At 65.8% G+C, this 13,165-nt stretch carries 12 protein-coding genes; 10 read left to right on the forward strand and 2 right to left on the reverse strand.

From position 1 onward, the window contains the following. Positions 1 to 44: 44 nt before the first annotated feature. Positions 45 to 1,421, reverse strand: a complete 1,377-nt coding sequence (cysS, locus tag ABRP17_RS14890; RefSeq protein WP_349985183.1) for a cysteine--tRNA ligase — start codon at positions 1,419 to 1,421, stop codon at positions 45 to 47. A 174-nt stretch (positions 1,422 to 1,595) separates the two neighbouring features. Here cysS and ABRP17_RS14895 point away from each other — a divergent pair, with 174 nt between their 5' ends. From ABRP17_RS14895 to proB, 10 genes are all read left to right on the forward strand, one after another. Beyond that, positions 1,596 to 2,153 carry a hypothetical protein gene (locus ABRP17_RS14895; protein ID WP_188326710.1) on the forward strand — a complete coding sequence of 186 codons (558 nt, stop codon included), beginning with the start codon at positions 1,596 to 1,598 and terminating at the stop codon, positions 2,151 to 2,153. A 296-nt stretch (positions 2,154 to 2,449) separates the two neighbouring features. Next, positions 2,450 to 3,460 (forward strand): N-acetylornithine carbamoyltransferase, encoded by a 1,011-nt coding sequence (locus ABRP17_RS14900; RefSeq protein ID WP_188326712.1) that lies wholly within the window; start codon positions 2,450 to 2,452, stop codon positions 3,458 to 3,460. Between the two features lie 60 nt (positions 3,461 to 3,520). Next, complete coding sequence (locus ABRP17_RS14905; RefSeq protein ID WP_188326713.1) at positions 3,521 to 4,717, forward strand: argininosuccinate synthase; 1,197 nt, start codon at positions 3,521 to 3,523, stop codon at positions 4,715 to 4,717. Positions 4,718 to 4,857: 140 nt separating this feature from the next. After that, positions 4,858 to 5,946, forward strand: coding sequence for an acetylornithine deacetylase (locus ABRP17_RS14910; RefSeq protein ID WP_349985097.1), 1,089 nt, complete (start codon positions 4,858 to 4,860; stop codon positions 5,944 to 5,946). 73 nt (positions 5,947 to 6,019) lie between these two features. After that, positions 6,020 to 7,348: an acetylglutamate kinase gene (locus tag ABRP17_RS14915; RefSeq protein ID WP_188326715.1), complete on the forward strand. Its 1,329-nt coding sequence runs from the start codon at positions 6,020 to 6,022 to the stop codon at positions 7,346 to 7,348. After that, on the forward strand, positions 7,345 to 7,947 hold the full coding sequence (locus ABRP17_RS14920) for a GNAT family N-acetyltransferase (protein ID WP_188326716.1): 603 nt from the start codon (positions 7,345 to 7,347) through the stop codon (positions 7,945 to 7,947). Before ABRP17_RS14915 ends, ABRP17_RS14920 begins: the two co-directional genes overlap by 4 nt. Further along, positions 7,944 to 8,900, forward strand: a complete 957-nt coding sequence (argC, locus tag ABRP17_RS14925; RefSeq protein ID WP_349985096.1) for an N-acetyl-gamma-glutamyl-phosphate reductase — start codon at positions 7,944 to 7,946, stop codon at positions 8,898 to 8,900. Before ABRP17_RS14920 ends, argC begins: the two co-directional genes overlap by 4 nt. A gap of 41 nt (positions 8,901 to 8,941) precedes the next feature. Next, positions 8,942 to 10,237, forward strand: coding sequence for an argininosuccinate lyase (gene argH / locus ABRP17_RS14930; protein WP_349985095.1), 1,296 nt, complete (start codon positions 8,942 to 8,944; stop codon positions 10,235 to 10,237). Continuing rightward, entirely contained in the window at positions 10,237 to 10,500 is a 264-nt protein-coding gene (locus ABRP17_RS14935) for a YciI family protein (RefSeq protein ID WP_188326719.1), read from the forward strand. Before argH ends, ABRP17_RS14935 begins: the two co-directional genes overlap by 1 nt. A 7-nt stretch (positions 10,501 to 10,507) precedes the next feature. Then, positions 10,508 to 11,647, forward strand: a complete 1,140-nt coding sequence (gene proB, locus ABRP17_RS14940; protein WP_188326720.1) for a glutamate 5-kinase — start codon at positions 10,508 to 10,510, stop codon at positions 11,645 to 11,647. Between the two features lie 44 nt (positions 11,648 to 11,691). On the opposite strand, the gene ABRP17_RS14945 is transcribed toward proB, so the two are convergent. Continuing rightward, complete coding sequence (locus tag ABRP17_RS14945; RefSeq protein ID WP_349985094.1) at positions 11,692 to 13,128, reverse strand: hypothetical protein; 1,437 nt, start codon at positions 13,126 to 13,128, stop codon at positions 11,692 to 11,694. Positions 13,129 to 13,165: the final 37 nt, after the last annotated feature.

Consider the following 13,165-nt stretch of genomic DNA (forward strand, 5'->3'; position numbering starts at 1 on the left):
TCAAAGGGCGGAACAGCCGGCCGCAGCGGCCGACCGAGGGACCATCAGGCGCGCTTGCGTACCCAGCGCACACCCTGGGCGGTGTCTTCCAGCACGATGCCTTCGGCCGCCAGCTGGTCGCGGATGGCGTCGGAACGGGCGAAATCGCGGTTCTGCTTGGCGGCCGCCCGCGCGTCGATCAGCGCCTGGATGCGGGCATCGTCGTCGCTGTCGCCAGCGGCGTTGCCGAACCACATGCCCGGATCCTGCTGCAACAGGCCCAGCGCGAGGCCGGCGCCGAGCAGCTCCTGCTTCAGCTGCTGGCGTGCAGCAGGATCGACGGCTTTGCGCGCTTCACCGGCGATGCGTGCCAGTTCGGCCAGGGCCAAGGGCGTGTTGAGGTCGTCATCCAGCGCCGCTTCGATGGCTGCCGGAATCCGTGCCTGCGCGTCGACGTCGGCCAGATCACGCAGCGTGCCGTACAGGCGGTCCAGGGTGCGTCCTGCCTGCTCGATCACGGCGTCGGACCAGTCCAGCGGCTGCCGGTAATGCGCCGACAGCAGCGCCAGGCGCAGCGCTTCCGGAGGGTGCTGGCGCACCAGGTCGTGCACGCGTTCGATGTTGCCGAGCGATTTGCTCATCTTGGCACCGCCGAAATTCAGCATGCCGTTGTGCAGCCAGAAGCGCGCAAAGACCTTACCGCCATGCGCGCACTCACTCTGCGCGATTTCGTTTTCATGATGCGGGAACTGCAGGTCCACGCCGCCGGCGTGGATGTCGATGGTCGGGCCCAGGTGCGCGGCGGCCATTGCCGAACATTCGATGTGCCAGCCGGGGCGGCCACGCCCCCACGGGGACGCCCAGCCCGGGAGGTCGTCGCTCGACGGCTTCCACAGGACGAAATCACCCGCGGCGCGTTTGTAGGGCGCCACCTCCACGCGGGCACCGGCCAGCATTTCCTCCGGGTCGCGGCGCGACAGCTTGCCGTAGCCCTCGAAGGTGTCCACGGCAAACAGGACGTGGCCTTCCGCCGCGTAGGCATGGCCGTTGGCGATGAGCTGCTCGATCATGGCGATGATCTGCGCCATGTGCGCGGTGACTTCCGGCTCGATATCCGGCGGTACCACGCCCAGTGCGGCCATGTCGTCGCGGTAGGCAGCGGCGAAGCGGTCGGTGATGGTGCTGATCGGCACGCCCTGCTCTCGCGCAGCGGTGTTGATCTTGTCGTCCACGTCGGTGATGTTGCGCGCATAGCGCAGGTTGCCGAAGCGGCGGCGCAGCAGGTCGGCCAGCACGCCGAATACCACCGGGCCACGCGCGTTGCCGATGTGCACGTAGTTGTAGACAGTAGGGCCGCACACATACAAGGTCGGACAGGCAGGATCGAGCGGGGCGAACGTTTCGAGCTGTCGTGTCAGGTTGTTGTGCAGGCGCAGTGTCATGGCGGGAGGACTGGGGGACAAGCCGTTGATTCTAGCGCCGCAAGGGCCTGCGGGGTACCGCCGGGCACTGCGCGCGACCGCGCGGGGTGGCCCCGCGCGCAACGGACGGGTAATGTTCAGCCCCTTGGCGTCCGTGCTGCCTACACTATTACCGTGCATCTGATCCCCTCGCCAATGAGAACCGCCCTCCTGCCTGCGCTGGCCTGCCTGCTGGCCGGGCCTGCCGTGGCCCAGTCCGAAGAGGGCGAACCGCGCAACCGGGTGGTGATCGTCGAGAACCTGAAGTTCGACTACGCGCAGGTGCTGAACGTAGAGCCAGTGTTCCAGACGCTGCGTGCGACACGCACCGAGGAGCATTGCGAGCCGGTGACCACGCGCAACCTGCCACCGGTGAATGTCACCGGCGAAGAGCCGGTGGAGGACAAGGGGCGGTTTGGACGGCTGTGGGAGTCGGTCCGGTCGATCTTCAAGCCGGGCGAGCAGGATCCGGCGGCCCCGCCGGTCGCGCCGTCCGAGACGCCGTCCAGCAATGCGCCGATGCTTACCCGTGACTGCCGGATCGTCCCGGTGGGGCGCGAGTTCCGCCGGCCCATCGCCTACGATGTGGATTACGTCTACAAGGGCACCAAGTACCGCTCGCGGCTGGCCGAAGACCCGGGCAACCGGTTGAAGATCCGCGTATCGATCACCCCGTGGGTGGGGGCCGAGCAGGGCGCCGCCGCAAATCCCTGATCAGCCTCTTGCACCGCACCATCGGCCATGCCACCATGGGCGGAAATGAACGCAACCGACTTCCAGCACGACACGAGCGCCGCCCGACAGGCCACCGGCATGACGTCGCGTGCCCGCCGACCGGAATCCCACATTTCCGCTGGGTGACCGGAGCTTCGTGCTGTCTGTTCGGTAAAAAACCCAGCCCCCCGGCTGGGTTTTTTCGTTTCAGCGTCTGAAAAGTTACATCTGCACTCATTCCCACCCCCGCGCACTGGACGCTCCGCCCCGCCCGTGCCCAACGCAAGGATCGATTGATGTCCCTCAAGCATTTCCTGAACACCCAGGACTGGAGCCGCAGCGAGCTTGATGCGCTGCTGACCCAGGCGGCGCTGTTCAAGCGCAACAAGCTCGGCGACCAGCTCAAGGGCAAGTCGATCGCACTGGTGTTCTTCAACCCCTCCATGCGCACCCGCACCAGCTTCGAGCTCGGTGCGTTCCAGCTGGGTGCCCACGCGGTGGTGCTGCAGCCGGGCAAGGACGCATGGCCGATCGAGTTCAACCTCGGCACGGTGATGGATGGCGACACCGAAGAGCACATCGCCGAAGTGGCCAAGGTGCTGGGGCGGTACTGCGACATGATCGCCGTGCGTGCCTTCCCGAAGTTCGTCGACTGGTCGGTCGACCGCGAAGACACCGTGCTGAAGAGCTTTGCGAAGTACTCGCCGGTGCCGGTGATCAACATGGAGACCATCACCCACCCGTGCCAGGAACTGGCGCACGTGATGGCTCTGCAGGAGCACTTCGGTACGCAGGACCTGCGCGGCAAGAAATACGTGCTGACCTGGACCTACCATCCCAAGCCGCTGAACACCGCGGTGGCCAATTCCGCGCTGACCATCGCCACCCGCATGGGCATGGACGTGACCCTGCTGTGCCCGACCGAGCAGTACATCCTGGATGAGCGGTACATGGGCTGGGCCGAGCAGAACGTGGCCGAGAACGGTGGCTCGCTGCAGGTGAGCCACGACATCCAGAGTGCCTACGCCGGTGCGGACGTGGTGTATGCCAAGAGCTGGGGCGCGCTGCCGTTCTTTGGCAACTGGGAGCCGGAAAAGCCGATCCGCGAAAACTACAAGCACTTCATCGTCGACGAGCAGAAGATGGCGTTGACCAACAATGGCGTCTTCAGTCATTGCCTGCCGCTCCGCCGCAACGTCAAGGCCACTGATGCGGTGATGGATTCGCCGCAGTGCATCGCCATCAACGAGGCCGAGAACCGACTGCACGTGCAGAAGGCGATCATGGCCGCGCTGGCCGGCCGCTGAGTTCTTTCTGATTGAACCCTTCCGCCGGGCACGGCCCGGCGCTACCAGGATCCTACCCCCATGAGCAACAAAGACGTCGTCCTCGCCTTCTCCGGCGGCCTTGATACCAGCTTCTGCGTGCCCTACCTGCAGGAGCGCGGCTACAACGTGCACACCGTGTTCGCCGATACCGGCGGCGTGGATGATGAAGAGCGCGATTTCATCGAAAAGCGCGCCGCCGAGCTGGGCGTCACCAGCCATGTCACCGTCGACGGTGGCCCGGCGATCTGGGAAGGCTTCGTCAAGCCGTTCGTCTGGGCCGGCGAAGGCTACCAAGGCCAGTACCCTCTGCTGGTGTCGGACCGTTACCTGATCGTCGATGCCGCGCTCAAGCGCGCCGCCGAGCTGGGTACCCACCTCATCGCCCACGGCTGCACCGGCATGGGCAACGACCAGGTGCGTTTCGACCTGGCCGTGAAGGCGCTGGGCGACTACCAGATCATCGCCCCGATCCGCGAGATCCAGAAAGAACACACCCAGACCCGCGCCTACGAGCAGAAGTACCTGGAAGAGCGCGGCTTCGGCGTGCGCGCCAAGCAGCAGGCCTACACCATCAACGAGAACCTGCTGGGCCTGACCATGTCCGGCGGTGAGATCGACCGCTGGGAAGCGCCGGGCGAAGGGGCCCGTGGCTGGTGCGCACCGCGCAGCGAATGGCCGGAGCAGGCGCTGACGGTCACCCTGAAATTCGTTGACGGCGAAGCGGTCGAGCTGGATGGCAAGGCGCTGCCGGGTGAAAAGATCCTGGCCACGTTGAACGCGTTGTTCGCACCGTACGGCGTGGGTCGTGGCGTGTACACCGGCGATACCGTGATCGGCCTGAAGGGCCGTATCGTGTTCGAAGCGCCGGGCCTGGTCTCGCTGCTGGCCGCGCATCGCGCGCTGGAAGATGCCGTGCTGACCAAACAGCAGAACCGCTTCAAGCCGGACGTGGCGCGCAAGTGGGTGGAGCTGGTGTACGAGGGCTTCTACCACGACCCGCTGAAGACCGACATCGAAGCGTTCCTGAAGTCGTCGCAGGCCAAGGTCACTGGTGAAGTCGTGCTGGAAACCCGCGGTGGCCGTGTCGATGCGGTGGCCGTGCGTTCGCCGCACCTGCTCAACACCAAGGGCGCCACGTATGCGCAGTCGGCCGATTGGGGCGTGGAAGAAGCCGAAGGCTTCATCAAGCTGTTCGGCATGAGCTCGACCGTTTACGCGCAGGTCAACCGCGGTTAAGCAGCGATTGACCTGCCCACGCATTCCACCTTAACCCCGCGCCGTTGGCGCACCCCCTTAAACAAGAAGGGGGTTCTCCACCAGACGCGTTCCGGTAGCGCCGGGCCATGCCCGGCGGAATTCCACAGGATTGTTGATTCATGCTTGAACAGACGCTCGATCACCTGCAGGCCCTGGTGTCTTTCGACACCCGCAATCCACCGCGCGCGATCAGCACGGGGGGGATCTTCGACTACCTGCGTGACCACCTGCCTGGCTTCCAGGTGGAGGTGATCGACCACGGCGACGGAGCGGTCAGCCTGTATGCGGTGCGCGGTACGCCGAAGTATCTGTTCAACGTGCATCTGGATACGGTGCCGGATTCGCCACACTGGAGTGCGGACCCTCACGTGATGCGGCGCCTGGACGATCGCGTGGTGGGGCTCGGTGTGTGTGACATCAAGGGTGCAGCGGCGGCGTTGGTGGCTGCGGCCAATGCCAGCGACGGCGATGCCGCGTTCCTGTTCTCCAGCGATGAAGAAGCCAATGATCCGCGCTGTATCGCCGCGTTCCTGGCGCGCGGCATTCCCTACGAAGCGGTGCTGGTCGCCGAGCCGACCATGAGCGAGGCGGTGCTGGCCCACCGTGGCATCAGCTCGGTGCTGATGCAGTTTGCCGGCCGCGCCGGCCACGCATCGGGCAAGCAGGATGCGGCGGCCAGCGCGCTGCACCAGGCAATGCGCTGGGGCAACCGGGCGCTGGACCATGTGGAGTCGCTGTCGTCGGCGCGCTTCGGCGGATTGACGGGCCTGCGCTTCAACATCGGCCGCGTGGAAGGTGGGATCAAGGCCAACATGATCGCGCCCGCTGCGGAAGTGCGTTTCGGCTTCCGGCCGCTGCCGTCGATGGATATCGATGCCTTGCTGGCCACGTTTGCCGGGCTGGCCCAACCGGACGCGGCGCAGTTCACTGAGACCTTTCGTGGCCCCAGCCTGCCGGCCGGCGACATCGCCGATGCGGAGAACCGACGCCTTGCCGCGCGCGACGTGGCCGATGCACTGGACCTGCCGATCGGCAATGCGGTGGACTTCTGGACCGAAGCGTCGCTGTTCTCTGCAGGTGGCTACACCACGATGGTGTTCGGCCCGGGCGACATCGCCCAGGCACACACCGCCGACGAGTTCGTGACGCTGGAGCAACTGCGGCGTTACACCGATGCCGTGCACCGGATCATCAGCGCCGGCGCCTGAGTACCTCCACTGCCGTCGTGCCTTTGGTACGGCGGACCTGCAACGCGGCCCAGCCGCCTGTGACGAAACCGAAATGTCCCCAGCCCTCCAGCCTCATCGCCAGACCCGCCAGACCATCGTGCGCCTGCTTTCCAGCATGGCCAGCGCGAAGGAGATCAGCCAGTACCTCAAGCGCTTCTCGCAGCTCGATGCCAAGCGCTTCGCCGTGGTCAAGGTCGGCGGTGCCGTGCTGCGCGATGACCTAGATGCGCTGACGTCTTCGCTGTCGTTCCTGCAGGAAGTCGGCCTGACGCCGATCGTGCTGCACGGCGCCGGCCCGCAGCTGGATGCCGAACTGGCCGCGGCCGGCATCGAGAAGCAGACCGTCAACGGCCTGCGGGTGACCTCGCCGGAGGCCTTGGCGATCGTGCGCCAAGTGTTCCAGCAGTCCAACCTGCGACTGGTCGAGGCGCTGCAGCAGAACGGTGCGCGCGCCACCTCGATCACCGGTGGCGTGTTTGAAGCGGAGTACATGGACCAGGACGTTTACGGTCTGGTCGGTGAAGTCCGCAAGGTCAACCTTGCCCCGATCGAGGCCAGCCTGCGGGCCGGGTCGATTCCGGTCATCACCAGCCTGGGCGAAACGCGCAGTGGGCAGATCCTCAACGTCAACGCGGACTTCGCGGCAAACGAGCTGGTGCAGGAGCTGCAGCCGTACAAGATCATTTTCCTGACGGGCACCGGCGGCCTGCTCGACGAGGACGGGAAGGTGATCGATTCGATCAACCTCTCCACCGAGTACGCCGACCTGATGACCCAGCCGTGGATCCACGGCGGCATGAAGGTGAAGATCGAACAGATCAAGGACCTGCTGGATCGTCTGCCGCTGGAGTCGTCGGTGTCGATCACCCGGCCGGCCGATCTGGCCAAGGAACTGTTCACCCATAAAGGATCGGGCACGCTGGTGCGCAAGGGCGAGAAGGTGCTGCGCGCCACCTCGTGGGACGAACTGGACCTGCCACGCCTGCGGGGCTTGATCGAATCCAGTTTTGGTCGCGTGCTGGTCGCGGATTACTTCGACAGGACCCGGCTGCTGCGTGCCTATGTCAGCGAGAACTACCGGGCGGCGGTGATCCTGACCGATGAAGCGGAAGGCGTGTATCTGGACAAGTTCGCCGTGCTCGATGATGCACAGGGCGAGGGGCTGGGCCGTGCGGTCTGGAATGTCATGCTGGACGAGACGCCGCAGCTGTTCTGGCGGTCGCGCAACGGCAACCCGATCAACCACTTCTACTACGCCGAATCCGATGGCTGCTACAAGCAGGGCAGCTGGAAGACGTTCTGGTACGGTGCGGATGGCTTTGACCGCATCAGGGCGTATGTCGAGCATTGTGCGCAACGTGCACCGAGCCTGCAGGGATGAGCAGCGCTGACCACTGGGTGCAGGTGCCCACGCTTCGCGGCCGCCATGTCAGCCTGGAACCGCTGCAGCCGTCGCATGTGCCGGGGCTGCAGCAGGCCGTGCAGGGCAGCGGGTTGGACCAGTTGTGGTTCACCCAGGTGCCAGCGCCGCCCGACGTGGCGGCGTATGTGGACGCGGCGCTGCAGGCGCAGGCAGAAGGCCGCGTGCTCCCCTTCGTCATCCGTGACGCAGCGGGCGATATCGTCGGCAGCACCCGTTATTACGGGTTGGATGCCAGCGTTCCCACGCTGAGCATCGGCTATACCTGGCACGCGCCGCGCGTACAACGCACCGGCCTGAATACCGAAGCCAAGCTGCTGTTGCTGCAGCATGCGTTCGAGACGCTGGGCTGCCTGAGCGTGGTGTTCGAGACCAGCTGGTTCAACCACGCATCGCGCACGGCGATTGCGCGCCTGGGTGCCAAACAGGATGGCGTGCTGCGCAATCACCGGCGACATCCCGATGGCACGCCACGCGACACCGTCATCTTTTCCATCATCGATGCGGAATGGACAGGGGTGAAGCGCCACCTGCAGTTCCGCCTGGACAGCCACTCATGAATGACAGCACGACCTTCACCCTTGGCATTGTCGGGGCCCGCGGCCATACCGGCGCGGAGCTGATCAAGCTGGTCGCCGCCCATCCGCGGCTGGCGTTGGCCTTTGTCTCTTCGCGCGAGCGGGCAGGGCAGCGCCTGGCCGATCATCATCCGGAGATCGAGGGCGATCTGCAGTACGAGAGCCTGGACGCCGACGCGGTGGCCGGCAAGGGCGTGGACGCCGTGATCCTGGCCCTGCCCAATGGCCTGGCGGCGCCCTTCGTGGCTGCGCTGGAGGCGATCAGGCCGGACACGGTGATTGTGGATCTGTCGGCCGATTACCGCTTTGAGGGCAGCTGGTACTACGGCCTGCCTGAGCTCACCCGCAGCGGCTACAACGGCGAGAAGCACATCAGCAATCCGGGCTGCTACGCCACGGCGATGCAGCTGGCGATCCATCCGCTGCTCGACCTGCTGGCCGGTCCGCCGCAGTGTTTCGGCGTATCGGGATATTCCGGTGCAGGCACCACGCCTTCCGACAAGAACGATCCGGCCCTGCTGGCCGACAACCTGATGCCGTATGCACTCACCAACCATGTGCATGAGCGCGAAGTGTCCGCGCACCTGCGCGTGCCGGTGGAGTTCATGCCGCATGTGGCGCCCCATTTCCGCGGCATCACCATGACCGTCAACCTGTGGCTCAACCAGCCGCAGACCCGCGAACAGATCGTCGCGCGCTTCACCGATGCCTATGCCGCCGAGCCCTTGATCGAGGTGGTGGATGAAGCGCCGTGGGTCAGCCGCATCGTCGGCCGCCATGGCGTGCAGATCGGTGGCTTCACCCTGGCGCCGGGCGGCAAGCGGGTGGTGGTGGTGGCCACGCTGGACAACCTGCTGAAGGGCGCGGCCTCCCAGGCCATGCAGAACCTCAACCTCGCGCTGGGCATCGACGAACTCATCTCGATCCCGCACTGACTGACATCGACAGGCGGCCGTGGCCGCCGATGGAGCACAACATGGCAGACCTTCTGTGGCAGAAGCCGGGCGTCGCGGTCGACGCAAAGATCCAGACCTTCCTTGCCGGCGATGACGTGATCCTTGATCGCGAATTCTTCCTGCACGACATCGCCGCCAGTGCGGCGCACGCGCAGGGACTGCAGCACATCGGCATCCTCAGCACGGACGAGCTGGCCGGCCTGCAACGCGAGCTGGAGGTACTGGCCGACGACTTCCGCAGCGGACGCTTCGTGCTGGACGAGCAGTACGAAGATGGTCATTCGGCCATCGAAGCGCGCCTCACCGAGCGCTTGGGCGACGCAGGCCGCCGGATACACACCGGCCGCAGCCGCAACGATCAGGTGCTGGTGGCCACGCGCCTCTGGCTGAAAGAAAAACTGCTGCGCGTGTCCCAGCTGAGCGCGGAGATCGCCAAGGTGGCGCTGGAGCGTGCAGAGGCGGAGAAAGACCTGCCGATTCCCGGCTACACCCATATCCAGCGCGCGGTCGTCTCGTCGGCTGGCATGTGGTGGGCGGGCTGGGCCGAAGCCTTCATCGACAACGCCATCCGCGCCCGCGACACGCATGCACTGGTAGATGCCAATCCGCTGGGTACCGCAGCCGGCTATGGCGTCAACCTGCCGCTGGACCGGGCGCACACCACGGCGGCGCTGGGCTTTGCGCGCATGCAGATCTCGCCGATCTACGCGCAGCTGTCGCGTGGCAAGTTCGAGATGGCCGCCCTGGAAGCACTGGGCAGCGCCACCCTGGACCTGCGCCGCATCGCCTGGGACCTGTCACTGTTCACCAGCGCCGAGTTCGGCTTCGTCGCACTGCCCGCGCAGTACACCACCGGCAGTTCGATCATGCCCAACAAGCGCAATCCGGATGTCATCGAGCTGATGCGCGCCACCCATGCCAGCGTGGCCGCCGCGCGTACCGAGATCGAGCAGCTGTTGTCGCTGCCGTCGGGCTACCACCGTGACCTGCAGGGCTCCAAGGGGGCGATTTTCCACGGCTTCGGCCGCGGACTCGCTGCGCTGGAGCTGCTGCCCGCCTTGCTGGCCAATCTGGAATGGCGCAACGACAAGTTGCTGGCGGGCATTGATTCGGGCATGTATGCCACCGACGTGGCGGTGGAGGCCGCGGTGGCCGGCGTGCCGTTCCGCGAAGCCTACAAGGCCGCTGCGGCAGGCGCCGACAGCGCAGGGCAGGGGCGGACACCGGAAGGCAGCCTGGCCGCGCGCGTCTCGCCCGGTGCGGCAGCGGACCTGCAGCTGGATGCCCTGCGCGCGCGCTGGCAGGCGCTGGGCTGATGGCCGGCACCCTGTATCTGGTCGTGGCGCTGCGCCGGCCTGATTTCGACGCGCAGGCCATACCGCCGCATGTGGCGTTCCTTGACGCCTTGCGTGACGCGGGGCAACTGCAGCTCACCGGCGGTTTCAGTGACAGCAGCGGCGGTGCCTACGTGCTGTGCAATGTGGGCAGCCTGGAGGAAGCACGCGCGATCGTCGCGCGCGATCCGCTCGTCACGATGGAGACGTCGGACCTGACCGTGCACGAGTGGATCACCCGATGAGCCGCTCATGAGTACATCGCCCTTCGTCGAGCAGCCCCTGCCACCTTGGCGACGGGCGGTGTTGAAGGTCGGCAGCAGCCTGCTCGCTGCCGATGGTGGCGGGTTGTCGCCGCGCTACGCATTGGGGCTTGCGCAGTTCGTGTCTGCCCACGTGCTGGCAGGTCGAGAGGTGGTCATCGTGTCGTCCGGTGCGGTAGCGGCCGGTCGCGCCATCCTGCCGAAGGTAGAGGCCGCCGGTGCCGCGATGGCCGCCCGCCAGGCGCTCGCCGCGCTCGGCCAGGCGCAGCTGATCGGCCTGTGGCAGCGGTTCTTCGAGCGTCCGGTTGCGCAGGTCCTGCTCACCCACGATGACCTGCGCAATCGGCGTCGCTATCTCAATGCCCGTGCCACGCTGACTGAACTGCTGCGGCTCGGTGCGCTGCCGGTGGTCAACGAAAACGACACCGTGTCGGTGGATGAACTCAAGCTCGGCGACAACGACAACCTGGCGGCGACCGTCGCTGCGCTGGTCGACGCCGATGTGCTGTTCATCGCGACCGATATCGATGGCCTGTACAGCGCCGACCCGCGCCGCGACCCGGGCGCTCGCCCCATCATCGACGTGCGCGAGATCACCGCCGAGGTGCTGGCGATGGCCGGTGGCAGCGGCAGCAGTGCGGGCACCGGTGGCATGCGCACCAAGCTGGAGGCCGCCGCCAAGGCGGCGCGGCTGGGCATCGAAACCATTCTGTTCAACGGTCGCGATGGCGATGTGGTGCGTGCCCTTGCGCAGGGCCGGCTGCACGGTACACGCCTGCATGCGTCACAGAGCCGCGAGGCGGCACGCAAGTACTGGTTGCGCCACGCGCCGGTCGAGCCCGGGGTGATCTGGATCGACGACGGTGCGGCACAGGCCATGCGGACAAAAGGCGCGTCGCTGTTGCCCGGTGGTATCACCGGCGCCGATGGCGATTTCCGCCGGGGTGACATGGTGGAGATACGCAGCCGCTGCGAAGGCGCCGCGTCCCGCGTCGCGCGCGGCGTCAGCCAGTATGCGGCCAGCGATGTCAGGCGTATCGCTGGCCGCCACTCGCGCGATATCGAAACTGCGCTGGGATACAACTACGGTGGCAGCGTGGTCCATCGTGATGACCTGGTCCTGCTCTGATCGCATTGCGGCCTGCCACGCGATGGCACATGCGCCGGGTCAGGTCACGTGTCGTCGGTACCTGGGACGTCTTCGACCAGGAAGGTGCGACGCGTCTGCTCCCGCTTGTGGTTGGTTGCGGCAGATCGTGCGATCACGGTGTGTATGCCGGGTGCAAAGGGACCCAGTACGACCTTCCAGGCGTACTCCTTGTCGGGCCTTACCCGCTGCTTCGATCCATCTGGCAGTTCGATATCGAACTTCAGTGCTGCAAAGCCGCTGAATTCCACGCTGGGTCCGGTGACGGCGCCTTCCTCTGGCGACGTGATGACGGGCGGTTGCAGTTCTACCGTGTAATCACGAATCAGGGGATCACCTGGGCAGCGGAGATAGAGTCTGCCGATCCGGAAGGGCGGCGGCGGGGGAGGTGGTGCCACGTGTTCGAACCGCCAGCGCAGGTCCTCGCCCACCGTCGCCAGGTCGGTCCAAGGCTCTTCGCCGCGCGCGCTGTATTGGATCGTGTCTCCTTGCTCGCCGCGTCCTTCGGCAACGGCACCGGCGCGGGTCACCAGTCCGCTTTCGTCAACGATCGGTCCGGCGAACAGGTGGGTGACCTCCCACACGGGAAAAGACTCCACGTCCACACTGCGTCGCAAGGCCTCACCCGTATCCGGGGTCTCCACGAACACGTCCACCAGCCCCGGCGTGTCTGAACGCGCCTCGGACACTTCCCACGCCCCTCCGGCATTGGCCTCCGTGACAGCGACCGGACCGCCGCCCACCGACACCTCTACCCGCGTCTTCGGCCTGGCGGTACCGGTGACGCGGGTGAGCCGGCTTATCTTCCTTCCTTCTTCGGGGAACAGCAGCCGCAAGGGAATGGCGGGGGCTTCGGCCACCACCACCTGCACAGAGACCCTGGGCGAGTCTGGAAGCGTTCCACCGAGGCACTGGGCGCTGGCCGTGTACGTGCCTGGGGCTGTGTCGATAATGGCGCGCCATGTCCCATCTTTCCCCGCCTCAACCTTGCTGGACGTCTTGTCCAGACGCAGCAGTACTTCTCCGTAAGGCAGCGCCCTGCCGGTGCATATGACGTTCAACCCACCATCTCGTGCAGAAAACTCCGTAGGAGCCGGCAGTGCTGGCAGCACGATATCCACGTAGTTGCTGACGCGTACCGGATTCTCCCGACTCCAGGCGGCGAAGAACCGCATGGTCGTTGCCGTATGCCGTATGGCGTGAGCCCACCATAGGCGCGTCCCGAAGGGCCGCTGGTGCATTTCAGCGTTATCTTTGGTGCTGCTGTGTCGGAAGAAGCCTCCCGATTCGTCTTCACTCCACAGCTGGTAGCCGTCCACGTGAGCTACGTTTGCCTTGGCAGTGATCTTGAAGTCGATCGCGGCATTGCCCTCGGGCGCCACCGTGACCGAATCAATGGTCAGTTCGATCTGGAGATCCGTGGTAGGGACAGAGGGGGTGTCTGTAACGGGTCTGGTCGTCATCGGTCGTTCCTCCTGGCATCGTCAGGCAGACAGGTTC

This window comes from Stenotrophomonas sp. WHRI 8082 (genome assembly GCF_040223995.2).
GTDB lineage: Bacteria > Pseudomonadota > Gammaproteobacteria > Xanthomonadales > Xanthomonadaceae > Stenotrophomonas.